Raw genomic sequence first — 22,387 nt, 5'->3', positions numbered from 1 at the left:
GGGTAACTAGAGTTTACTGCTATAACAATATAGCGGCAGGAAAGGCTGGAGGGTAAAACTTCCGAGTTAGTGCGACGAGGTGGAAAGCAGTTTGCTGACGTAGTTGTTCACGTAGTCGAAACCATTGCCTTCGAACTCCGAAAACTGGATGCCGAGCTGGAACTGGTCGCGGGCAATTCGTCGCATGTGGACAATGTTGCCTCCGGCGATCACAGAAACGGGTTGGTTGGCAACAACCGGCACAGAGAATGTCGTTGTTACGGATATCCAGTTTCCGGGTGCCGGTGTTTTCTGGCCGGGAACCAGTTTTCTCACAGAGTCCTGATCACAGAGGACCATCAGGCCGGTTCGGGAAATGTTGGAGACTTTACAGGTAAGGCAGCTGCCGTCGGTTTTTTCAATCCGTGCTTCGGTAGCGACATCGACGCGTTGTTGGTTGCGTAGGTTTGGCTTGGCGGCAACTGGTTTCATAGTCACTCTTCTTGCATCTCTGGTTTCAAAGCAGGCAGCCTTACCCATCGTTCAATCCTTTATTATTTTTACTCGCTGCCTTCTTTCCAGGCACGCTTTCTATACACACGAGAAAGCCAGCCAATTGTCATAAATCTGCAATATGGCGAGTGCGAAAAACAGCAAGCGCTTGTTGTTTCGATCTTAACTTCCTGAAAGTCTAGTTGTTTGTTTGGTGATCAGCAAGTTGCCTGTCGCCAAAACTGTCAGATTTGTGAACTGAATGTGAGCGTGGTGTCACCAATATCGATTCGGAGCGCTCGCGATCAGGCGGATACGAAGGACAGCTGTTACTTACGGTGTCGGATTGGCTGCGGTAAACTACGCACCAACATCCACCGGGGCCGCCAACGGCTCCACGATTTCGTGCAGGTTATGACAAACAAGATTTCATCCGTTCCCGCAGGCAGCGGAAAAGTGGGTTTTATCAGTCTTGGCTGCCCCAAGGCCCTGGTTGATTCCGAGCGCATCCTGACCCAGCTTCGGCTGGACGGCTACGATGTGGTACCGACCTATAACGACGCTGATATCGTCGTGGTGAACACCTGTGGCTTTATAGATGCCGCCAAGCAGGAGTCCCTTGATGCCATTGGTGAAGCAATCAATGAAAATGGCAAGGTCATCGTAACCGGTTGCATGGGTGTTGAAGCGGACAAGATACGTGACACTCACCCGGGTGTTCTCGCCGTGTCCGGCCCGCACGCCTACGAAGCAGTTGTGGGAGCGGTGCACCAGTTTGTGCCGCCGAACAAGCAACACGATCCGTTTACGGACCTGGTGCCTCCTCAGGGCATCAAACTGACCCCCCGGCATTATGCATACCTGAAAATTTCCGAAGGCTGTAACCACCGATGCACCTTCTGCATCATCCCGTCCATGCGCGGCGACCTGGTCAGTCGCCCGATTGGTGGCGTGATGGACGAGGCCAAGCGCCTGGTGGACGCTGGCGTAAAAGAGCTTCTGGTGATCTCCCAGGACACCTCTGCATACGGTGTCGACACCAAGTACCGTACCGGATTCTGGCAGGGCCGCCCGCTAAAGACCAAGATGCAGTCCCTGTGTGAGGCGTTGGGTGAAATGGGCGTTTGGGTGCGCCTGCATTACGTTTATCCCTATCCGCACGTGGACGATGTGATCCCGCTGATGGCGGAGGGCAAAATCCTGCCGTACCTGGATATCCCGTTCCAGCACGCCAGCCCGAAAGTGCTCAAGGCCATGAAACGCCCGGCCCACGACAGCAAGACGCTGGAACGCATTCGCAAGTGGCGTGACATCTGCCCGGAGCTCACCATCCGTTCCACCTTTATTGTCGGTTTCCCCGGCGAAACAGAGGAAGATTTCCAGTACCTGCTGGATTGGCTGGATGAGGCTCAGCTTGATCGTGTCGGAGCCTTCAAATACAGCCCGGTGGAAGGTGCGAGGGCGAACGAGATCGAAGGTGCCGTTCCGGAAGAGGTGAAGGAAGAGCGCTTGGCCCGGTTCATGGAAAAACAGGCTGAAATATCAGCGGCCCGATTGCAGGCCAAAATCGGCCAGACTATTGACGTTCTCATCGACGAAGTCGACGAAGAAGGCGCCATCGGCCGCTCCAAGGCGGATGCGCCGGAGATTGACGGCATGGTTTACCTCAACGACGAAACCGATCTTGTTCCGGGGCAGATTGTTCAGGCTGCGGTCGAGCATGCGGATGAGCATGATCTATGGGGTCGGCTTGTTCGGTAGCCTCCCACCGAGGCCTCCCCCAAACCAAACAGGCTGGGGCCGCAGCCAGAGGGTCAGCCCCCCAGTTTCTTCACCAGAATCTCATTAAACAGCTTCGGATTGCCCTGGCCCTTGGAGGCCTTCATCAGCGGCCCCATGAACCCGCCGAGCATCTTCTTCTGCTTCTTGGGGTCGGATTCCTGCTGATACTGGGCCACCTGATCCGGCATGGAGGCCAGAACCTCGTCCACCATCTTCTCAAGCTCGCCAGTGTCTGACACCTGCTTCAGGCCTTTGGCATCGATAATCGCATCCACGCTGTCATTTTCGCCGGCCCAGAGCGCCTCGAACACTTTCTTGGCACCCGCCGATGAAATCGTGTTGTCCGCGATGCGCACCACCAGATCCCCTAGCTGCTTGCCGGAAATCGGTGAGTCGGCCACAGATTTTTCCTCCGCATTCAGACGTGCGGAGAATTCGCCCTGAACCCAGTTGGAAGCCAACTTGGCGTCCTTCCCGCGATCAGCGGCGGCTTCGAAGAATGCGGCCAGTTTCGAGTCGCCAGCCAGTAGTCCAGCATCGTAGTCGTTCAGGCCGTACTGTTCCTTGAAGCGGGCCTTGCGGGCATCCGGCAGTTCCGGGAGGCTGTTGCGGGCTTCGTCGATAAAGGCATCGTCGATTTCCACCGGCAGCAGGTCCGGGCAGGGGAAGTAGCGGTAATCGTTGGCTTCTTCCTTGGTGCGCATAGAGCGGGACTCGTCCCGGTCGCCATTGTACAGGCGGGTTTCCTGAACAATGGTGCCACCGTCCTCGAGAATGTCCATCTGCCGCTCGACTTCGTGGGCAATGGCCTGCTCCATGAAGCGGAAGGAGTTCAGGTTCTTGGTTTCGGTGCGGGTGCCCAGGGTATCGGAACCCTTGGGCTTGAGTGAGATGTTCACGTCAAAGCGCATGGAGCCCTGTGACATGTCACCGTCACAGATGCCCAGGGACGTGACAATGCCGTGGAGTTTTTTGGCAAAGGCGACAGCCTCATCGGCATTGGTCATGTCGGGTTCAGTGACCACCTCAATCAGCGGCGTGCCTGCGCGGTTCAGGTCGATGCCCGTCATGCCGTGGAAATCCTCATGGAGAGATTTTCCTGCATCCTCTTCCAGGTGGGCGTGGTGAATACGCACCCGTTTGGATTCGCCACTGGCCAGATCGATATCCACATAGCCGGGGCCGACAATCGGGCGCTCCAGTTGTGTTGTCTGATAGCCCTTGGGAAGGTCCGGGTAGAAATAGTTTTTCCGTTCAAACACTGAGCGGCGTTCAATCTCGGCGTTGACCGCCAGGCCAAACATCACCGCGTAGCGAAATGCCTGCTCGTTCGGCACGGGCAGGGTGCCCGGCATGGCCAGGTCAACGGCATTGGCCTGGGTGTTGGGTTCAGCGCCATAGGCGGTGCTGGAGCCGGAAAAAATCTTGGTTTTGGTGGCGAGCTGAACGTGAATCTCCAGCCCGATCACAATGTCCCATTGCATAGTCGTTCTCCTGTATCGGGCTTATTGCGGTTCGCGCTGGTGCCAGTCGGTCACCTGCTGAAATTGATGGGCGGCGTTCAACAAGCGAGCTTCGGAGAAGTAATCCCCAATAATCTGCAGGCCTACTGGAAGCCCATCCACAAACCCGGCTGGAACGGACATGGCGGGGATGCCCGCCAGGTTGATGGCAATGGTAAACACGTCCTCCAGGTACATGGTCACCGGATCGCTGATTTTCTCGCCCTGGATAAAGGCCGGGGAGGGCGTGGTCGGGCTCATCAGCACATCCACTTCCTTGAAGGCGTTAATGAAGTCCTGCTGGATCAGCCGACGAACCTTCTGGGCTTTCAGATAATAGGCGTCGAAGTAACCGGCGGACAGGGCGTAGGTGCCCACCAGAATCCGCCGCTTGACCTCGGTGCCGAAACCTTCGGCCCGGGTGCGTGTGTACATGTCCAGCAGGTCTTTCGGGTCTTCGCAGCGGTAGCCATAACGGGCGCCGTCAAAACGGGACAAGTTGGCCGAGGCCTCGGCCGGGGCGATAACGTAGTAGGCCGCGATGGCGAGGTCAGCGTGGGGAAGGGACACTTCCTTTACCGTGGCGCCGAGCTTCTCGTACTCCCGGATAGCACCCCGAACTTGTTCTTCCATGGCGGCACTGAGGTTGCCAGCAAAGTATTCCTTCGGCAGCCCGATGCGTAACCCTGTCAACGGCTCGTTCAGCGTTGCGGTATAGTCCGGAACGTCACGGTCAATGGAGGTGGAGTCCTTGGGGTCAAAGCCCGCCATTACATTCAGCATCAGCGCATTGTCTTCGGCTGTGCGGGCCATGGTGCCACCCTGGTCCAGGCTCGAAGCAAAGGCAATCATGCCGTAACGGGACACCCGGCCATAGGTTGGTTTCAGCCCGGTCACGCCACACAGCGCGGCCGGTTGACGGATGGACCCGCCGGTATCCGTGGCTGTCGCCGCGGGCACCAGCCGCGCTGCAACCGCCGCCGCGGAGCCGCCGGAAGAGCCGCCCGGCACCCGCTTCTCGCCCCGGCTCAGCCCCCAGGGGTTGGCAGTGGCGCCAAAGTAGCTGGACTCGGTGGACGACCCCATGGCGAACTCGTCCATGTTGGTTTTACCCAGGCACACAGCGCCCGCCTTGCGGAAATTCTCCGTGATCGTTGCATCGTAGGGTGGCACAAAATTCGCCAGCATCTTCGAGCCACAGGTGGTCGCCACGCCATTGGTGCAGAATATGTCCTTGTGGGCGAAGGGCACACCCGTCCAGGGTGTGGCCTTACCCGCTGCCCGTTGCTCGTCTGCCGCATGGGCGTCGGCCAGGGCCTGTTCTTCCGTAATGGTGATAAAGCTGTTGAGCTGCTCATCTTCCTTTTCAAGGCGGCCCAGGAACTGCCGGGTCAGCTCCACGCTGGAAATCTTGCCGCTTTCCAGATCTCGGGAAAGCTCTGCTACGGATTTGTTATGCATGATACGTCCTGTTTACGTCGCTGTTCGTCGGGTCAATCGATGCCCTTTATTCAATCACTCGGGGAACCAGATAGAGGCCATTCTCGGTAGCCGGCGCAATCTCCTGGAAAGCCTCCCGTTCATTGGTTTCCGTCACCTCATCCGGGCGCAGGCGCTGGACGGCATCCAAGGGGTGGGCCATGGGCGCCACCGAATCGGTATCCGCCGCGCTCAACTGGTCCACCAGATCCAAAATATTGCCCAGATCCTTTTCCAGCGCTGAAACCTGTTCTTCGTCCACCCGAATGCGGGCGAGCACAGCGACTTTCTCAATGTCCTTGCGGGAAATGGTCACGCTTCCTCCCATATATATGAAGTTTCAGTAACTTAAATGCGCGCTTTATATCAACTGAAGTTTGCACGGATGATGAGGGTGCTTGAGAGACAGCCTTCCAAAACTGTGCGGAGCCATGGATGGCGGAGCCCAAGCGCCACACGGACGTGCTTGAGCGTGTTTTGGAAGGCTGTCTCTCAAGCGCCCATGCACCCAAGTTCAAAAAGAAAGCGCTATGGTAACAGATTCAAACAATCGCGGGAGGGGCCAAAACAAAGGAGAAAAGCGCGAAAGGCGCCTCGGGAGCCCCGATGGTGCCTTGCCTGCGGGGGTGCTCACTGCTAAAGTTGCCGCATCATTTTTGCGACTGCAACTCTCAGGTTGAAACTACACGAATGTTGATCAAAAGACTCCGAGGTTTATTTTCCAGCGACCTGTCCATCGACCTGGGCACCGCCAACACCCTTATATACGTGCGCGAACGCGGTATCGTACTCAACGAGCCCTCCGTTGTAGCCATCCGCACCTCTGGCTCACAGAAAATGGTCGCAGCCGTCGGCGCCGAAGCCAAACGCATGCTTGGTCGCACTCCGGGAAACATCACCGCCATCCGTCCGATGAAAGACGGTGTGATCGCAGATTTCGTGGTTACCGAGAAAATGCTCCAGCACTTCATCCACAAGGTGCATGAGAACAGCTTTATCACCCCAAGCCCCCGCGTACTGGTTTGCGTTCCCAGCAAATCCACCCAGGTAGAGCGTAAGGCTATCCGTGAATCCGCCCTGGGCGCTGGTGCCAGAGAAGTGTTCCTGATTGAAGAGCCGATGGCGGCGGCCATTGGTGCTGGCCTGCCGGTGGAGGAAGCCAGCGGTTCCATGATTGTGGACATCGGCGGTGGCACCACCGAAATCGCTATCATCTCCCTGAATGGCATTGTGTACGCCGAGTCTGTTCGTACCGGTGGCGACAAGTTCGATGAAGCGATCGTTACCTACGTTCGCCGCAACTACGGAAGCCTGATCGGTGACTCCACTGCGGAGCGCATCAAACACGAAATTGGTTGTGCCTATGAGGGGTTGGATATCCGCGAGATCGACGTTCGCGGCCGCAACCTTGCAGAGGGCGTGCCCCGGGCGTTTACCCTGAACAGCGAGGAAATCCTCGACGCGCTCCAGGAATCCCTGGCGCAGATCGTCCAGACAGTGAAAAGCGCCCTGGAACAGTCGCCGCCAGAGTTGGCGTCTGATATCGCCGAACGAGGCATTGTGCTTACGGGTGGTGGTGCGTTGCTGCGCGGTTTGGATAAACTGATCAGCGAGGAAACCGGCCTGCCGGTGATTATTGCGGAAGACCCGCTGACCTGTGTCGCCCGTGGTGGCGGCAAGGCGCTGGAAGTGATTGATCGTGGCGGAATCGGAATGTTCTCCCAGGAGGGCTGACCTTGACTCCGGCTTTACGCCCCGACATTGCCTTTACCCGGCCGCCGCTCGTGAATGATCACGGCGGCGGTTGTCGTATGGACACCTGCATGGAGTGCGGGAGGGTGAGCTATTAAAACCATCTTTGTCCAAGGCCCCGTTCCCGGTTTCAGGCTACTACTGGTTATTGTGCTCTCAGCGATACTGATCGTTGCGGATGCCCGCTTCGATCAGGTAACGCCGGTTCGCAGCGCGATCGGTACCGGCCTTGCCCCGGTTCACTGGCTTGGCAATGCACCCTCCGAATTCAGTGACTGGGTCGCCAGCCTGTTTACCACCCGTGAAGACCTCCAGGAAGAAAACGAAGCTCTGCGTGCTCGCTTGCTGATACTGGAGCGCCGGGCGCTCAAGTATGCCGCCCTGGCCTCAGAAAACAACGAACTGCGCAAGCTGATGAACTCCTCAGAGGTCCTTGATGACCGGGTCATAGTTGGCGAAATAGTCGGTGTTTCACCGGACCCGTTCTCTCACGAAGTGGTGATCAACAAAGGCAGTCGCGACGGTGTTGTGGTCGGCCAGGCTATTCTGGATGCCAACGGCCTGATGGGGCAGGTCCAACAAACCAGCAGTTTTACCTCACGGGTTCTATTGGTATCGGACAGCAGCCACGCGGTGCCTGTGGAAGTGGTTCGCAACGGCTTGCGAGCTATCCTGCTTGGAAATGGGGACACCAGCACGCTTGAATTGGTGCATGTGCCGGATACCGCCGATATTCGCGAAGGGGATCTGTTGGTCAGCTCCGGGTTGGGGGGGCGTTTTCCCAAGGGCTACCCGGTGGCGGAAGTGGACCAGATTTCCAAGGAGCCGGGTGAACCGTTTGTGAAAATTCGTGCTACGCCAATGGCGGAGCTGAACCGGAGTCGCCTGGTGTTGGTTGTGTTTTCACCGGAACAGGACGACGCCACGAATGACGCTGAAAGCTCGCCCGAAGGCTCCGATGCTGGATCACCAGAACAGGATGGGGTGCGCTAATGCTGTCGGTGATCAGTTATCCCGTTTTTGCCCTGAGCGTTTTGTTTGCCCTGGTGCTCAGCAGTTCGCTGTTTCCGCTGGGCTGGTTTGAGTTCCGGCCGGAATGGCTGGGCCTGATTGTGTTCTACTGGACATTCCGGGCACCGGCCCAGTTCGGTATCCTGTTGGCCTGGTGCCTCGGTCTGCTGCTGGACGTACTGGAAGCCACCCCGCTGGGCGTGAATGCCCTGGCCATGGGGGTTATTGCGTTCCTGGTGCTGACCATTCACCAGCGGCTGCGTATGTACCCTTTGCCGCAGCAGTGCCTGATGGTGTTCCTGTTGTTGGGTATCAACCAGATGCTGGTGCATTTTATCAAGCAGACACTGGGAGCTGACAGCTCCGGTTTCAGCTACTTGTGGCCGGCGCTGACCAGTGCTCTGGTCTGGCCGGTGTTGTGTGTGTTGCTGGATAACCTGAATCGCAAGCTTGGCTAGGATTGGAGGGCGCTATGCAGTCTATTGTTCTTGCCTCAGCGTCTCCTCGAAGAGCCGAACTGTTAAGGCAGATCGGTCTGTCGTTCCTGGTTCAGCCGGCGGATATTGACGAAACGCCCGCGAGCAACGAGTCAGCCGAACACTATGTCGAACGCCTTGCCCGGGAAAAGGCTCTGGCGGGAAGTGCTTCCAAGCCTGGCTGCCTGGTGATTGGTTCGGACACCTCGGTTGTACTGGAGGGCCGGATCCTGGGCAAGCCAGACACCACCGGCGATGCGACCGTTATGTTACAGGCGCTCTCGGGAACCACCCATCAGGTCATGACCGGTGTTGCTGTGGTTCACAAGGGTATTTGTGAGTCCCGCCTGGTGATAGCGAATGTTCGTTTCCGCGAGCTGCTGGCGGCGGAAATCGATGCCTATGTGGCAACTGGTGAGCCCATGGATAAAGCGGGCGGCTATGGCATTCAGGGGCGGGGTGGTATTTTTGTAGAGGAACTCCGAGGCAGTTACAGCGCCGTAGTGGGACTGCCCCTGCAGGAAACCGCAGCATTACTGGCCGGTGCCGGATACCCGGTATGGGAAACCTGGAACAGCAGGCAGGAGAGCCGCAATGAGTGAAGAAATACTGATCAATGTGACCCCGGTGGAAACCCGGGTGGCGCTCGTGGAGAACGGTATGCTCCAGGAGGCCTACATTGAGCGCACCAGCCGCAAGGGCATCGTGGGCAACATTTACAAGGGCAAGGTGGTTCGTGTATTACCCGGCATGGAGGCGGCATTTGTAGACATCGGCCTGGAACGTGCGGCGTTTATTCATGCCTCTGATGTCGTCACCAGTCAGCAGCCGGCCAGCGACGCCCCCGAGACACCGAAAACGGTTCCGGATATCCGCACCCTGCTCCGAGAAGGGCAGTCCCTCGTGGTTCAGGTCACCAAGGACCCCATTGGAACCAAGGGTGCACGGCTGACCACCCAGCTATCCATCCCCTCGCGCTATCTGGTATTCATGCCTGGCGTCCGTCATGTTGGTATTTCCCAGCGAATTGAAGATGAGACCGAACGTTCACGGTTGAAGTCACTGGTTGAAGAGGGTGCTGCCGCAGAACCGGACATCTCTGGCGGCTACATTATTCGCACCGCTGCAGAGGCTGCCTCGGAAGATGACCTGATCGGCGATATGACCTACCTGCACCGTCTGAACCAGGCCATTGAGGAGCGCATTACCCGAAGTCAGGCGCCTTCGGTGGTGTATCAGGATCTTCCCCTGTTTATCCGCACCATTCGCGACCTGATCCGTCCACAGACTGAGAAGGTGCGCATCGATAGTCGGGAAAGCCACCAGCGGGTGATGGAGTTCGTTGAGGAGTTTGTGACCGAGTTTTCCGACAAGGTCGAGTATTACCCGGGCGAACGTCCCATTTTTGACCTGTATTCCGTTGAGGATGAAATTCAGAAAGCCCTCAGTCGCAAGGTCCAGCTCAAATCCGGTGGCTACGTGATCATCGACCAGACCGAAGCGATGACCACGATCGATATCAACACCGGCGCGTTTGTGGGGCACCGCAACCTGGAAGAAACCATTTTCAAGACCAACCTCGAGGCGGCCCGTGCCATTAGTCGCCAGCTCAGGTTAAGGAATCTCGGTGGTATTATCATCATCGATTTCATCGATATGGAGGATTCCGAGCACCAGCGCCAGGTCCACCGAATGCTGGAGAAAATGCTGGAGCGGGATCACGCCAAAACCAAGATTACCGGGGTTTCCGAGCTCGGATTGGTGGAAATGACCCGTAAGCGCACCACCGAAAGCCTTGGTCAGATTTTATGTGAGCCTTGCCCCATCTGTGATGGACGCGGCTTTCTCAAGACCAGCGAAACGGTCTGTTATGAAGTATTCCGTGAAATTCTCAGGGTCAATCGCGCCTATGACGCGGAAAGCTATCTGGTGATGGCGTCCCAGAGCGTGGTGGATCGGCTGTTGGATGAAGAGTCCGACAACGTGGCAGACCTTGAGACGTTTATCAGAAAAACCATCCGTTTTCAGGTTGAGCCATTCTACAGTCAGGAGCAGTATGATGTGGTACTGCTGTAACGCCGGCCCGGCAGGCATTGGTTAGGCGTGGCGATTACCCCTGATGGCATCCAGTGTGGCTGATCAAACTCTGAAACATCTGTTACTTCGAATCGTCTCGGGCGCCGCCAGTCTGATCTGGTGGTTGTTGCTGGCGGTCGTCGTCCTGCTTGCACTTTATGCCGGAATAGGGCGCCAGGTTACTCAGAACATCAACGAATATCGCTCTTCGATTGAACAACGGTTGTCGTCTGAGCTGGGCCAGCCGGTCAGTATTGGTTCGCTCTCCTCTAGCTGGAACTGGCTGGATCCAACCATTGTCGCCCGCGATATCGTGGTCGTCTCCGAAAACGACCGTAGTGACGTTGCCGGGTCACTGAAGAGCGTCCGCATTGGCCTCGATTTTCTCGCCTCGCTCATGCGCCTGCGTATTGTGTTCGCTGATTTTGACGCCGATGGGCTGGAACTGACGATCAACCAGACACCGAGGGGGGCGGTGACCGTCGAAGGTGTCGATATTCCCGATCCCGTGGCAAGCGACCTGGAACTCTGGCTGGATATTGCCGGCGAATGGCTGTCCGACCCTTCCGTCAAGATTACACGCCTGGACCTTGGTATTCGCGACGCCAATGGCACCCTGCGGCACGTAGAGGTGCCTCAGTTGGATCTGATCTACCGGCGCGGGCTGTTTCATGCATCAGGCCGTGCCATGCGGCCGGGAACGACCGAACAACTGGCCAGCTTCGAGCTGGTTGGTCGGCACTTCTTCCGTGGTGACTTCACGGGGCAGGTTTATGCAGATATTAACTCCGGCCGGTTGTTTGATGGACTCGCAGAGGAGTACGCCTGGCGGAACATTCGGGCGGAAGGTTTTGATCTCGGAGGTCAGGTCTGGATGACGTTTCGGGATGGGCACATCGAGCAAGTCAGTGGCAACCTGAAAACGCCGTATCTGCAACTCGGTGTCGGTCTCCAATCCCTGGCCCCACTAGAGAACATCAGGGCGAAATTTGGTTGGCGCAGGCACGACACGTTGGGCGAGCGTCAGCCAGAAGCGGCGGCTAAGCCCTGGTACGCCACCGGTGAGTTTCACGTAAAGGAACTTGAGTGGGAGTGGAACGGCAATACGGTTTCTCCGTTCAGCCTCCGGTTCAGTCATCGCGACGGGGGCCGAAGATTGATCGCTGATGCGCTTCCACTCCAACCCCTTAGACGGTTGGTCGCAGGCATGAACCTGTTGCCAGGCAGGGCTGAAAGGGCCCTTGAGAATTATCGCCCCACCGGCCGCCTGGACCGGGTGATGCTTAATCTGCCTACGGATGATAGCGGTGGCTTTGAGCTGACGGCAGCGTTGAACAATATTGGCGTCAGAGCCCATGACGGTGCGCCCGGTGTGTCTGGTCTTGATGGTAGCCTGGTTATTGACCGGGAAGGCGGTTTCGTCAGAGTGAACAGCGAGGGGTTGTCACTCGGTTTTCCGGAGCTGTTCCGGGGGTTCTGGAGCCTCGGCGACGTCCGCGCAGGTGTGGCCTGGCGTTTTGAGGGAGGGGTAACCCGCGTATACGCGGATGATATCCGTATGGTTTATGGTGCCAACACCCGGCTGACGGGTGCCTTTGACCTGCGGATGGATCAGGGCGGGGAGGACAATTTGGGGCTGAGGGTCGGTGTGCGGGATGGTACGGCCGATATGCTTGCCGACTTCGTGCCAATGAAGGTTGTCGACCCTGACCTCTACCAATGGCTGACGACGTCGATCACCAAGGCCGATATCTCCAGCGGTGAGTTTTACGGTCATGGCCAGATTGATCGTGACGCCCCGGAAAATTCTTTCTCGTCCTCAATGGTTTACCGATTCGAAGAAGCCAGTATCCGCTACGACGAGCGATGGCCCGAGGTGGCGGATGCCAGTGGTGAAGTCTTTATTCAGGATGGTCGCACCCGGGTCGACATCCGCGCAGGACGAACGGGAGGGCTGGAACTGGAGCCCGGCGAGGTGAGGGTTGTCCCGGAGGGTGAGGATATTCAGGTGTACGTCGATGCGTCAGCCCCGGTTCCCGGGTCAGCGTTGGCTTTCTGGATGGACAACAGCCCCCTGGGTGAGCTGGCGGGAGAAGCAGGGCGGAGCATCGTCCTGGATGGCGATTTTCACCTGGATCTCGGGCTTGGTTTGCCATTGATATCCGATGCGCCGCCCACCATCAACGCCAGCGTCAGAGCCGATTCCGGTACCCTGACTTATCCCGAAGCCGATCTACAGTGGACCCAGGTCAATGGGGAACTGGGGTTTAACAGCGATGAGGGATTTTCCGAGAACCCCCTGCAAGCTCGGTTTATGGGAGCTCCGGTCACGGTTCTGATGCGGCGGAGTGAGAACGGTCAATCGCTCAATATCCGTCAATATGGTCGCCTTGACGTTCGCCAGCTCCTGGATCGAACTGAGTTGCCGGAGGGCATGGACATGGGGCTCAGTGGCGACATTGGCTACCAGGCAACGTTGGACGTCTCAACGGACACCGCTTCCGCCGTTACGCTGTATTCGGACCTGGCCGGGCTCTCGGTTGACTGGCCTGAACCGCTGGCAAAAGAAATTGATGATGAAGCGCCCCTGAGGGTAACGGTCACGCCCCGGCAAGAGTCTGGCGTTGATATGTCAGTCGACTGGCAAGATCGCGCCAACCTGGATATGACCTGGGAGTCGGGAATGGTAGACGTTGCCCTGAACGAACTGTTTCTGGGCGACCGCCAACTGACTGATATTACGGTGTCTGCGCGGCAAAGTGACAGTGAGTGGTTGATCACTACCGACTCGGAATGGGCGTCAGGCCATGTGCTCTGGCCCCAGGACGATCGACCGGTCAGCGTCGACTTTGAGCGCCTGATGCTCTCCAGGGGCAATAGTGAGTCGGGCGATGAACAGGAGCCCGAACAGCAGGCACAGACATTCCGTGACCTGGGCCTCGGCAACTGGCCGGACGTGGATGTCCATATTGCCGATCTCAACATGGATGGGGAAAACGCCGGTAGCTGGTCGTTCCAACTGAGGCCCGAAGCCACACAACTGCTAGTACAGGACATTGTTGGCACTCTCAAATCCCTGACCCTGACGGGAGAGCTGGCCTGGAGCATCGCAGCTGGGCGGGAAATCACCCGTTTTACCGGTGATATCAACGGTAAGTCGCTGGCAGACCTGGACACCTTGGTTGGCGCTGAGATTCCCTTCCGCAGCAAGAACACGGCCGTCAAGCTTGATATTGACTGGCCCGGCCGCCCGGATCAGTTTGACGTTTCGGGCCTTAGTGGCTCGGTCAGTGTGCGTTTTGATGACGGTGTCATCCTTGAGGGCAACAATACGGCTCAGCTGTTCCGGGTGTTCAACCTGCTCAATGCTGACACGCTCTGGCGACGCCTGAAGCTCGATTTCTCCGATCTGTACGAAGCGGGTGTCGCCTTCGATGCCATCTCCGGCAAGGCCAGCATGATTAACGGCCTGCTGACGTTGGATCCAGAGCTGCAGGTGGTAGGGCCTTCCGGCGCGTTCAAGCTGACGGGCACCTCCAACATGATTGAGGAAACCCTCGACATGAGAATGGTGGTGGTGTTGCCTCTGACCCAGAACCTGCCACTGGCCGCTTTGTTAATGGGGGCAGGTGCTCCGATTGGCGGCGCGTTGTTTGTCCTCGACAAAGTGTTGGGTGATCCATTGAGCAAACTCACCAGTGCGACCTATAGTGTAAGTGGAAGCTGGGACGAACCAGACGTGCGACTGAGGCGGGTATTCGATACCGGCAATTGATGGTTTTGGCAGGAGGGCCGTGATGTCAACGCAAAGAGACAACCCCGTCAAATGGCAGGCAAGTCGGGTAGCTGCGATACAGATGGTGAGTACCCATGACATCGCTGCCAACCTCAACGAGGCAGCAAGGCTGCTGAAGGAGGCGGCCGACGCAGGTGCCAGCATTGCAGTGCTGCCTGAAAACTTTGCGGTACTGGCCACAAAACAGATGATCGGCTGTGGCCGCCGGGAAGCGGAACCGGACAACGTGATTCGGCAATTCCTCGCACAGCAGGCGACCGAACTTGGCATCTGGGTGGTCGGTGGTTCGCTACCCATTGCGGCGAGGCCGGACTGGTCCACTGTGACCGATCGGGTTCGTGCCTGCTGCTATGTCTACGATGACCGGGGCCGTGAGGTTGCCCGCTACGACAAGATTCATCTTTTTGACGCCACCGTTGAAGATGCCCAGGGGCAGTATCGTGAGTCGGATACCTTCGAGCCGGGTGAAGACGTGGTTGTGATTGATACACCGGCAGGCCGACTCGGCATGGCCATCTGTTACGACCTGCGCTTTCCCGAGCTGTTCCGACAGCTCAGGGAGCAGGACGCAGAATGGGTGTCCCTGCCCAGTGCCTTTACCTGGTATACCGGTGACGCCCACTGGCATGCGCTGATACGTGCCCGTGCGATTGAGAATCAGTTCTGGCTTGTGGCAGCGGCCCAGGGTGGGCAGAACAGTGAGCGCCGGCGCACCTATGGGCACAGCGCGATCGTCGATCCCTGGGGCCGAATACTATCCGAGATCGATGAAGGGCCGGGTGTCGTCGTTGGAGAGCTTGATCGCGAAACACTCAAGGACATCCGCACACGGATGCCCGTCTGGGAGCACCGGAGACTTTAGTTTCCGGCGGCTTCCGCGTCGTCGATGCACTCTCTGAGGTAGCGAAACAGCTTTCGTGGCTGGCCGGTATTCTTTTCTTTCTGCACGTCCCGGCGAGCGTTGCGCGCGAGGTTGCGCAGATGCTGTATATCCGCCGTTGTGCAGTAGTTCAGGAATTCGCCGACGGCCGAGTCGCCTTCCTCAATCATCCGGTCTCGCCAACGTTCAGCAAGGTGATGTCGGCGGGTGTGCTCTTCGCTTCCGGCATCGAAAGCATCAATGGCTCGAGTCAGCCCTTCCGGGTCGTCTTCCTGGCGGATAATCTTGCCGATGTACTGCAGGTGGCGGCGACGGGCTTCGTTCTGGCGAATGCGACGGGATTCCTCGATGGCCGCCCGCAGGGTGTCGCTGATCGGCAGGGTATTGAGCTGATCGTTACTCAGATCCAGCATACGCCTGCCAAGATCCTGCAACTGGTGCATTTCGCGCTTGAGTTGGGATTTGCTCGGGCCGAGGTATTCCGGGGCGTCGTCTTGGGAGTCGTTCATTTTCAGTCCGTGTTGTCGGATACAGGTTATCCGTAGAATATCGTCGCCAGACCAAGGAAGGCCATAAAGCCGACCACATCCGTGACCGTTGTCAGTATAACGCTACCGGCCAGTGCCGGATCAATGTTGCGGGACTTCAGGAACAGAGGTAGCACGGTGCCCACGAGTGCCGCAGCGATCAGGTTGATAATCAGCGCGGCGGCGATAATGGCGCCAATCATGATGTCGCTGAACCAGAGGGTTGCCGCTGACGCAACCACCACTGCCCAGAGCAATCCGTTCAGGGCACCCGCAATAAATTCGCGGTTTAGCAGCCAGCCCACGTTGGCGCCACTGATTTGTCCCACGGCCATGCCGCGGATGACCAGGGTCAGGGTCTGACTGCCGGCAATGCCGCCCATGGATGCCACGATGGGCATCAATACCGCCAGCGCCACAACCTTTTCGATGGTCGCCTCAAACAGCCCGATCACGGCCGAAGCGGTAAAGGCCGTAAGCAGGTTGATGCCCAGCCACACGGCCCTGCGCCGGGTGGTCTTCAGAATCGGTGCGAAGGTGTCTTCGTCTTCATCAAGACCGGCCATGCTCATCAGGGAGTGGTCTGCGTCTTCGCGAATAACGTCAACCACGTCATCGATGGTGATTCGGCCCAGGAGTCGGCCTTCCTCACTGACCACGGGTGCTGAGATCAGGTCGTACCGTTCGAACAGGGTTGCCACCTTGGTGTCGGACAGCGTAACCGGTATCGGTTCGATGTCCGTGTCCATCACCTCCCGCACGGTTGCCGCCGGGTTGGATACGAGCATTTTGGTGATAGGCAACATGCCGATGAACTCGTCGCGTCGGCTGACCACGATAAGACTATCCGTCATCGGCGGCAGGTTGCGATGACGGCGCAGGTAGCGCAAAACCACGTCGATACTGATGTCCGGGCGCACCGTAATGGTGTCCGTGTTCATCAGGCCGCCGGCGGTATCTTCCGGGTAGGAGAGGACTTCTTCGACACGTTGGCGATCCTGCTCGTCCATGGTGTCCAGGACTTCCTGGATGACCGTGTCGGGCAACTGCTGCAGTAAGTCGGCCAGATCGTCCGACTCGAAATCCTCGATGATGTCAGCCAGTTCCTGAGCGTTCAGCTGGCTCAGGAAGTAACCTCGGATATCGTCATTCAGATACTGGAGGACTTCGCCTTCAAGCTGCTTGTCGACCAGGTTCCAGAGCAGGGCACGCTGGCGGGGTGGTGATGACTCCAGCAGGTGGGCGATGTCACTGGGGCTCAGGCCGCCATTCAGGATGCGGGCAACCTGTTTCAGGGCGCCACTGTCCAGCGCTTCGCTCAGGGAGCGAAGGCGTTGGCGCGCTTGGCTTTTCTCCAGAATATCGGTCATGGATCACCCACGGTCAGAAAACCCTCGTATTATAGCGGAGTTAGGCAACATAGGTGAGGAAGAGTTGTAGGTGAATGCCGTAGACGGGCAAGGATGTCCAGTGTGGAGGTGGTTATTCGCCTTCCCCGAAGTAGTCGTTGATCAGCGTAACCAGCGCATCGACAGCTTCGGACTCATCCGGACCGTCTACAATCAGCTCTACCTCTGATCCCTGGCTGGCGGCGAGCATCATGACTGGCATGATGCTTTTGGCGTCCACCTGTCGCCCTTTGCGGCTGATCTGAATGCTGCTGTCGAATTCAGATGCCTTGCCCACCAGTTTGGCTGCGGCCCGGGCATGGAGCCCAAGTTTGTTGATGATGGTAATGGGGCGGCGGATCATAGGCGGTTCAGCTTTCCCTGCTTTGCAGGTGGGGCAGTTCGGTGTGGCGAACCTGCACATTGCTGTATTTGCCCGAGAAATAGCGGCCGAGCTGGTCGCAGATATAAACCGAGCGATGCTGGCCACCGGTGCAGCCGATGGATATGGTCATATAGCTGCGGTTGCTGTCTGCGAACGAGGGTAGCCAGTTTTCCAGGAATTGGGTCAGGTCTTCGACCATCTTACGGCTCAACGGCTCCTTTTCCAGGAAATCGATAACCGGCTGGTCGGTGCCCACAAACTGCCGAAGGCTGGTGTCCCAATAGGGATTGGGCAGGCAGCGCACATCGAACACATAGTCCGAATCCAACGGCACGCCGTGCTTGAATCCGAATGACTGGAATAGCAGTGCCAGTTCCTGGTGGCGCCTGCCCGCGACTCGTTGCTTTACCATATCCCGGAGCTCGTACATGGACAGCCCCGTGGTGTCGATGTAGAGGTCTGCCAGCTTGGACAGCGGCTCCAGAAGCTTCTTTTCGTTACCGATGGCCTCCCTCAGGGAGGTCTTGTCATCACTCAGTGGATGCTTTCGGCGCGTGGCATGGAAGCGCTGCAGAAGAGACTGTTCATCGGCGTCGAGATAGATGATCTCGATGGTTACGCCAGTATCCTGAAGGCTGCGGTAGATATCCTCGAAGTTGCTCAATTCTCCGGAAAGGTTACGGGCATCGATGCTGACCGCCATCTTTCCCAGCCGGCTGGGAGAGTTCTGGTTGGTGGCTTCCTGTGTGAGGGGGAACAGGAGGCCAATGGGCAGGTTGTCAATGCAGTAAAAGCCCAGGTCTTCCAGAACATGTAACGCGGTACTTTTCCCGGAACCTGATCGGCCGCTGACGATGATCAGTTTCATAGCCCGTTCACCTTGGATGTGGAGTTGTTCAGCTTGTTTCGGCTGTCATCCGGCGATAGAGAGAGCCTGCATCAGTGCACTGACGCAGCTGGTCGCAGAATGCACGTTCGTTGAACTTCTCAGCAAGTTGGCTCAAAAGCTCAAGATGCTCGCTGGTGGCTTCCTTGGGGACAATCAAGGTGAAGACGAGGTCCACCGGCTGGTTGTCGATAGCATCGAACGCAACGCCTTCTTCCAGGGTCAGCAAAACGCCAACCACGTGATCCAGCCCTTCCAGTCTGCAGTGGGGGATCGCGATGCCCTGTCCGATACCCGTACTCCCCAGTCGCTCCCGTGCGACCAGATTAGTGAATATCTGGGTGTCGCTGAGCAAAGCGTCGTGTTGCTGGATCTGCTCGGCAATGGTTTCCATAACCCGCTTTTTGCTAGAGGCAGGCACCCGGCAAAGGGTTAGCTCCGGCGCGAGAATGTTCTCGATAGTCAGGGATGTGTCGGTCATGAATCGACTGCATTTCCGTAAAAAAAGGCTGCGGCACGTGTTGCATGGTTAGCCAGTGCCGCAGCTCGATTAACTGTCATGCCGGGGGCGTCGTCCTAGCGGGCGCCGTTCCCGTGCATCCGGTCTACGTTCTTTTCCTTGTGCTTTAGAATCTGCCTGTCCAGCTTGTCTACCAGTCCATCAATGGCAGCGTACATATCGCTGTTTTCGGCCTTTGCGTGAATCTCACCACCTATCACGTGAAGCGTAGCTTCCGCCATCTGGCGCACTTTTTCCACCTCAAGGGTAACCTGGCAATTGCTGATATGGTCGAAGTGCCGCTCAAGCTTTTCAAATTTGCCTGATACGTAATCTTTCAGTGCGGGAGTCAGTTCTACGTGATGGCCTGAAATATTGAGTTGCATAGGCTTCTCCTGTTTTCAGCTTGCCGGCACCCGTTAGGATACCGGCTGTGTGCCACAGCGTTATGCTGCAGGCGGTATACTTTCAGGAAAGGGCTCTCCCCGTGAGGCCGGGAACAGACGCTTCCTACACCAATCGCTTTCGCTCGTTGGACGGAGGAATGTGCATTGCCTCGCGATACTTGGCCACGGTTCGTCTAGCCACCTTGATACCCTGGTCTCCTAGCATGGCTGCAATTTTGCTATCGCTCAATGGCTTTTTCGGAGTTTCCGTTGCAATCAGCTTCTTGATCATCGCGCGGATTGCCGTGGATGAGCACTCTCCACCCTCGTCGGTACTGACATGGCTCGAGAAAAAATACTTAAGTTCAAATATGCCCCGCGGCGTGTGCATGTATTTCTGGGTGGTGACCCTTGAAATGGTCGACTCGTGCATTTCCACCGCCTGGGCAATATCCGAGAGAATCAATGGTTTCATGGCTTCCTCGCCATGATCCAGAAATCCCTGCTGGTGCTCGACAATGCGCGTGGCCACCTTAAGCAGGGTTTCGTTGCGGCTCTGCAGGCTCTTGATGAACCACTTTGCCTCCTGCAACTGGTCCCGCAGGTAGGTGTTGTCAGCACTGCTGTCCGCACGCTTTATAAGAGAAGCATAGCTTGCATTCACACGAATGCGCGGTGCAATTTCAGGATTCAGTTCCACGCGCCAGCGTTCATTGTGCTTGCGCACGATTACATCCGGGATGACGTAGTCTGGCTCGGCCTGATCCAGGGTGTCGCCGGGACGGGGGTTTAACCCGGTAATAAGTGCCAGAACGTCCCGTAGCTGCTCTTCTTTCAGGCGGCTGCGGCGTAACAGCTGGGCGTAATCACGGTTGCCCAGCAGGTTTATGTAGTGGGTAATCACCAGTCGCGCCTGAGCCAGCCAGGGTGTTTCCGGGGGCAGCTGATTCAGCTGGATCAGCAGACATTCCTGCAGATTACGGGCGAACACGCCGGGTGGATCGAAGTGCTGCAGGCGATGAAGAACGGCTTCCACTTCGTCCAGTTCCAGCGGGTCTTCGTCGGATTCGTCCACCATGCCTGAATGAATTTCTTCAAGCGGAGAGGTCAGGTAGCCGTGGTTATCAACCGCATCCATCAGGGCATGGGCGATGGCCTGATCCCGCTCGCTCATGGGCGTCAGGTTCAGTTGCCATTCCAGGTGGTCCTGGAGCGTTTCGGTGGGGGAGTTACGGGTTTCGAAGTCGTGGTCGTTTTCGTCGTCGTTACGGGCTGCTGACGCGGGGGCTGACTGGTAAATGTCATCCCAGGCGGTGTCGACGGGAAGATCATCGGGAATGGTGTCGGGACTGTCCGTTTCTGATGACCAGTCAGGTCCGTTTTCGGATTCGTCCCACTCAGTAGCGGTGTCTGAAGCGGTGTTGGATTCCTCGGTTGACGCCGTTTCAGACGACTCGTTGTCACTGTCCGTTGATTCCGGATTCTGGTTGTCGTCGTCTTCGGAGGTTTCCAGCATTGGGTTGGATTCCAATGCCTGCTGGATTTCCTGCTGGAGGTCCAGGGTGGAGAGCTGCAGAAGCCTGATAGCCTGTTGCAGCTGGGGCGTCATGGTCAGGCTTTGGCCCAGCTTTAACTGTAGTGAGGCTTTCATAACCATGGTTCAGGATCCGTCACTCGGTCTCTCTCTTCCGTCACTCAGGCTCTCTCTTTACGTCATCAGGGCGCTTTCTGGAGCCCAGGTTGCACAAAAACTCTTTGTATGCTGGCTACTTGCCGCACCAAGCAAGTTCTTTGCCGAGTGTACTACAGGCGAAACTCGTTGCCCAGATACACTTCCTTGACCTGCTGGTTGGCCAGTATATCGTCCGAATTACCAGAGGCAATGATGTGGCCGCCGCTGACAATGTAGGCATTCTCGCAGATGTCGAGGGTTTCCCGCACGTTGTGGTCGGTGATCAGTACGCCGATACCCTTGTCCCGCAAGTGTCGGATGATCTGCTTGATGTCGCTCACCGAGATCGGGTCGACTCCGGCGAAGGGTTCGTCCAGCAGGATGAACGCCGGCTCCATCGCCAGCGCCCGGGCAATTTCCACCCGTCGTCGCTCGCCGCCTGACAGGGCCATGCCGACGCTATCGCGGATGTGGGTAATGTGAAACTCTTCAAGCAGTTCCTCTAACTTGGCCTCCCGGTCAGCGCGTTTGAGTTCGCGGCGGGTTTCCAGGATCGCCAGTATGTTGTCGCGTACGGTAAGCTTGCGGAACACGGATGCTTCCTGGGGCAGGTACCCGATTCCCTTGCGGGCACGACCATGCATGGGCAGCGGCGTTATGTCCTGATTGTCGATGGTGATTCGACCGTTGTCGGCGGGAACCAGGCCAACAATCATGTAGAAACACGTCGTTTTGCCCGCGCCATTGGGGCCGAGTAAGCCGACGATCTCGCCACTGCGAATTTCCAGGGAAACGTCGATGACGACCTTCTTCTGTTTGTAGCTTTTTGCGAGGTTACTGGCCCTGAGAACTGCCATCGATGTCCTGTCCGTTAGGGTTGTTATCTGGATTGCTACCGGCGTTGCCGCGCGGCTGGATGACCATTTCGACGCGACCGCTGCCATCGCCCTGGTCAGCAGAGCCTTCTGCGGTCACCACGCGTTCGGCGCTGTCATAATGAATGACGTCGCCCCGGAACAGGTTGCCGCCCTGTTCGATCACAGCTTCGCGCTGAAAGGTAACCCGGTTGTCGGAGGCGGACCAGGTGATCGTTAGCGCACGGGCGTCGGTTTCGCCCTGGCCTTCCATGGCAGGCTGGCGGTAGCGTGCCGGGGTACCGGTGGCTTCAATGCGGCTGACGCCATTCACATCCCGGTGGAGTACAACTTTGTCCGCCATAAGGTTGGCATCGCCCTGGCTCATTTCAACCGAGCCGGTATAGGTTGCAATGCCCTGGCCTTCGTCGAGCCGCGCGTTGTCGGCATTGACCCTGATGGGTTGGTCAGACTCAAGATCAAAGGCCGCGGCGAACGGCATGCCCACGGTCATTGTCAGCGCCAGGACAATCGCTGAGACTGCCGGGCGCGATGCCACCGGTTG

General features: G+C 57.5%; 21 protein-coding genes. 8 read left to right on the top strand and 13 right to left on the bottom strand.

Going from position 1 to position 22,387, the window contains the following annotated elements:
- Nucleotides 1-66: 66 nt before the first annotated feature.
- Complete coding sequence (locus B3M52_RS01985) at nucleotides 67-471, bottom strand: PilZ domain-containing protein (protein ID WP_036209818.1); 405 nt, start codon at nucleotides 469-471, stop codon at nucleotides 67-69.
- Nucleotides 472-885: 414 nt separating this feature from the next.
- On the opposite strand from B3M52_RS01985, the gene rimO reads away from it, so the two are divergent.
- Complete coding sequence (rimO, locus tag B3M52_RS01980; protein WP_075196516.1) at nucleotides 886-2,232, top strand: 30S ribosomal protein S12 methylthiotransferase RimO; 1,347 nt, start codon at nucleotides 886-888, stop codon at nucleotides 2,230-2,232.
- Nucleotides 2,233-2,285: 53 nt separating this feature from the next.
- On the opposite strand, the gene gatB is transcribed toward rimO, so the two are convergent.
- Genes gatB through gatC form a run of 3 tightly spaced genes read right to left on the bottom strand, consistent with a single transcriptional unit; the run spans nucleotide 2,286 to nucleotide 5,550 of the window.
- Entirely contained in the window at nucleotides 2,286-3,737 is a 1,452-nt protein-coding gene (gene gatB / locus B3M52_RS01975; RefSeq protein WP_036209830.1) for an Asp-tRNA(Asn)/Glu-tRNA(Gln) amidotransferase subunit GatB, read from the bottom strand.
- A gap of 21 nt (nucleotides 3,738-3,758) precedes the next feature.
- A complete protein-coding gene (gene gatA, locus B3M52_RS01970; protein WP_286748616.1) occupies nucleotides 3,759-5,216 on the bottom strand; it encodes an Asp-tRNA(Asn)/Glu-tRNA(Gln) amidotransferase subunit GatA in 1,458 nt (485 codons plus the stop codon).
- Nucleotides 5,217-5,262: 46 nt separating this feature from the next.
- A complete protein-coding gene (gene gatC, locus B3M52_RS01965) occupies nucleotides 5,263-5,550 on the bottom strand; it encodes an Asp-tRNA(Asn)/Glu-tRNA(Gln) amidotransferase subunit GatC (protein WP_041332423.1) in 288 nt (95 codons plus the stop codon).
- Nucleotides 5,551-5,927: 377 nt separating this feature from the next.
- On the opposite strand from gatC, the gene B3M52_RS01960 reads away from it, so the two are divergent.
- The 7 genes from B3M52_RS01960 to B3M52_RS01930 all read left to right on the top strand — a co-directional run bounded on the left by B3M52_RS01960 (nucleotide 5,928) and on the right by B3M52_RS01930 (nucleotide 15,207).
- Nucleotides 5,928-6,968 carry a rod shape-determining protein gene (locus tag B3M52_RS01960; protein ID WP_036210335.1) on the top strand — a complete coding sequence of 347 codons (1,041 nt, stop codon included), beginning with the start codon at nucleotides 5,928-5,930 and terminating at the stop codon, nucleotides 6,966-6,968.
- A gap of 120 nt (nucleotides 6,969-7,088) precedes the next feature.
- Nucleotides 7,089-7,979: a rod shape-determining protein MreC gene (gene mreC / locus B3M52_RS01955; RefSeq protein WP_075196514.1), complete on the top strand. Its 891-nt coding sequence runs from the start codon at nucleotides 7,089-7,091 to the stop codon at nucleotides 7,977-7,979.
- Complete coding sequence (gene mreD / locus B3M52_RS01950) at nucleotides 7,979-8,455, top strand: rod shape-determining protein MreD (protein WP_036209841.1); 477 nt, start codon at nucleotides 7,979-7,981, stop codon at nucleotides 8,453-8,455. The genes mreC and mreD overlap by 1 nt, the downstream gene beginning before the upstream one ends.
- Before the next feature lie 14 nt (nucleotides 8,456-8,469).
- On the top strand, nucleotides 8,470-9,075 hold the full coding sequence (locus tag B3M52_RS01945) for a Maf family protein (protein WP_075196513.1): 606 nt from the start codon (nucleotides 8,470-8,472) through the stop codon (nucleotides 9,073-9,075).
- On the top strand, nucleotides 9,068-10,549 hold the full coding sequence (gene rng / locus B3M52_RS01940; RefSeq protein WP_286748613.1) for a ribonuclease G: 1,482 nt from the start codon (nucleotides 9,068-9,070) through the stop codon (nucleotides 10,547-10,549). The genes B3M52_RS01945 and rng overlap by 8 nt, the downstream gene beginning before the upstream one ends.
- A gap of 55 nt (nucleotides 10,550-10,604) precedes the next feature.
- Nucleotides 10,605-14,324, top strand: coding sequence for a YhdP family protein (locus B3M52_RS01935; protein ID WP_252971560.1), 3,720 nt, complete (start codon nucleotides 10,605-10,607; stop codon nucleotides 14,322-14,324).
- Nucleotides 14,325-14,346: 22 nt separating this feature from the next.
- Nucleotides 14,347-15,207, top strand: a complete 861-nt coding sequence (locus tag B3M52_RS01930) for a carbon-nitrogen hydrolase family protein (protein ID WP_051947036.1) — start codon at nucleotides 14,347-14,349, stop codon at nucleotides 15,205-15,207.
- Here B3M52_RS01930 and yjgA read toward each other — a convergent pair.
- The 9 genes from yjgA to lptA all read right to left on the bottom strand — a co-directional run bounded on the left by yjgA (nucleotide 15,204) and on the right by lptA (nucleotide 22,336).
- A complete protein-coding gene (gene yjgA, locus B3M52_RS01925) occupies nucleotides 15,204-15,734 on the bottom strand; it encodes a ribosome biogenesis factor YjgA (RefSeq protein WP_036209854.1) in 531 nt (176 codons plus the stop codon). The genes B3M52_RS01930 and yjgA overlap by 4 nt on opposite strands.
- 26 nt (nucleotides 15,735-15,760) lie before the next feature.
- Nucleotides 15,761-17,122, bottom strand: a complete 1,362-nt coding sequence (mgtE, locus tag B3M52_RS01920) for a magnesium transporter (protein ID WP_007155323.1) — start codon at nucleotides 17,120-17,122, stop codon at nucleotides 15,761-15,763.
- 112 nt (nucleotides 17,123-17,234) lie between these two features.
- On the bottom strand, nucleotides 17,235-17,504 hold the full coding sequence (locus tag B3M52_RS01915) for an HPr family phosphocarrier protein (protein ID WP_036209856.1): 270 nt from the start codon (nucleotides 17,502-17,504) through the stop codon (nucleotides 17,235-17,237).
- 7 nt (nucleotides 17,505-17,511) lie between these two features.
- Nucleotides 17,512-18,393 (bottom strand): RNase adapter RapZ, encoded by an 882-nt coding sequence (gene rapZ / locus B3M52_RS01910; protein WP_036209858.1) that lies wholly within the window; start codon nucleotides 18,391-18,393, stop codon nucleotides 17,512-17,514.
- Between the two features lie 28 nt (nucleotides 18,394-18,421).
- On the bottom strand, nucleotides 18,422-18,892 hold the full coding sequence (ptsN, locus tag B3M52_RS01905; protein ID WP_036209861.1) for a PTS IIA-like nitrogen regulatory protein PtsN: 471 nt from the start codon (nucleotides 18,890-18,892) through the stop codon (nucleotides 18,422-18,424).
- A gap of 95 nt (nucleotides 18,893-18,987) precedes the next feature.
- Nucleotides 18,988-19,296, bottom strand: coding sequence for a ribosome hibernation promoting factor (gene hpf, locus B3M52_RS01900; RefSeq protein ID WP_126812032.1), 309 nt, complete (start codon nucleotides 19,294-19,296; stop codon nucleotides 18,988-18,990).
- Between the two features lie 124 nt (nucleotides 19,297-19,420).
- Nucleotides 19,421-20,947: an RNA polymerase factor sigma-54 gene (locus B3M52_RS01895; RefSeq protein ID WP_075196569.1), complete on the bottom strand. Its 1,527-nt coding sequence runs from the start codon at nucleotides 20,945-20,947 to the stop codon at nucleotides 19,421-19,423.
- 152 nt (nucleotides 20,948-21,099) lie between these two features.
- The gene (gene lptB / locus B3M52_RS01890) at nucleotides 21,100-21,825 is read right to left on the bottom strand and encodes an LPS export ABC transporter ATP-binding protein (RefSeq protein ID WP_075196507.1); all 726 of its coding nucleotides are present in this window, start codon (nucleotides 21,823-21,825) and stop codon (nucleotides 21,100-21,102) included.
- A complete protein-coding gene (lptA, locus tag B3M52_RS01885) occupies nucleotides 21,803-22,336 on the bottom strand; it encodes a lipopolysaccharide transport periplasmic protein LptA (RefSeq protein WP_286748825.1) in 534 nt (177 codons plus the stop codon). Before lptA ends, lptB begins: the two co-directional genes overlap by 23 nt.
- Between the last annotated feature and the right edge of the window lie 51 nt (nucleotides 22,337-22,387).

This window comes from Marinobacter sp. UBA2688 (assembly GCF_002352785.1).
GTDB lineage: Bacteria > Pseudomonadota > Gammaproteobacteria > Pseudomonadales > Oleiphilaceae > Marinobacter > Marinobacter salarius.
Note: the sequence above shows the minus strand (reverse complement) of the source record. Positions and strands in the feature narration are given on the sequence as shown.

Bases quoted from the DNA above. Each gene is read 5' to 3' on its own strand.
- B3M52_RS01985 (WP_036209818.1), bottom strand. From the start codon at position 471: ATGAAACCAGTTGCCGCCAAGCCAAACCTACGCAACCAACAACGCGTC.
- rimO (WP_075196516.1), top strand. From the start codon at position 886: ATGACAAACAAGATTTCATCCGTTCCCGCAGGCAGCGGAAAAGTGGGT.
- gatB (WP_036209830.1), bottom strand. From the start codon at position 3,737: ATGCAATGGGACATTGTGATCGGGCTGGAGATTCACGTTCAGCTCGCC.
- gatA (WP_286748616.1), bottom strand. From the start codon at position 5,216: ATGCATAACAAATCCGTAGCAGAGCTTTCCCGAGATCTGGAAAGCGGC.
- mreD (WP_036209841.1), top strand. From the start codon at position 7,979: ATGCTGTCGGTGATCAGTTATCCCGTTTTTGCCCTGAGCGTTTTGTTT.
- B3M52_RS01945 (WP_075196513.1), top strand. From the start codon at position 8,470: ATGCAGTCTATTGTTCTTGCCTCAGCGTCTCCTCGAAGAGCCGAACTG.
- rng (WP_286748613.1), top strand. From the start codon at position 9,068: ATGAGTGAAGAAATACTGATCAATGTGACCCCGGTGGAAACCCGGGTG.
- B3M52_RS01930 (WP_051947036.1), top strand. From the start codon at position 14,347: ATGTCAACGCAAAGAGACAACCCCGTCAAATGGCAGGCAAGTCGGGTA.
- yjgA (WP_036209854.1), bottom strand. From the start codon at position 15,734: ATGAACGACTCCCAAGACGACGCCCCGGAATACCTCGGCCCGAGCAAA.
- mgtE (WP_007155323.1), bottom strand. From the start codon at position 17,122: ATGACCGATATTCTGGAGAAAAGCCAAGCGCGCCAACGCCTTCGCTCC.
- B3M52_RS01915 (WP_036209856.1), bottom strand. From the start codon at position 17,504: ATGATCCGCCGCCCCATTACCATCATCAACAAACTTGGGCTCCATGCC.
- rapZ (WP_036209858.1), bottom strand. From the start codon at position 18,393: ATGAAACTGATCATCGTCAGCGGCCGATCAGGTTCCGGGAAAAGTACC.
- ptsN (WP_036209861.1), bottom strand. From the start codon at position 18,892: ATGACCGACACATCCCTGACTATCGAGAACATTCTCGCGCCGGAGCTA.
- hpf (WP_126812032.1), bottom strand. From the start codon at position 19,296: ATGCAACTCAATATTTCAGGCCATCACGTAGAACTGACTCCCGCACTG.
- B3M52_RS01895 (WP_075196569.1), bottom strand. From the start codon at position 20,947: ATGAAAGCCTCACTACAGTTAAAGCTGGGCCAAAGCCTGACCATGACG.
- lptB (WP_075196507.1), bottom strand. From the start codon at position 21,825: ATGGCAGTTCTCAGGGCCAGTAACCTCGCAAAAAGCTACAAACAGAAG.
- lptA (WP_286748825.1), bottom strand. From the start codon at position 22,336: ATGACCGTGGGCATGCCGTTCGCCGCGGCCTTTGATCTTGAGTCTGAC.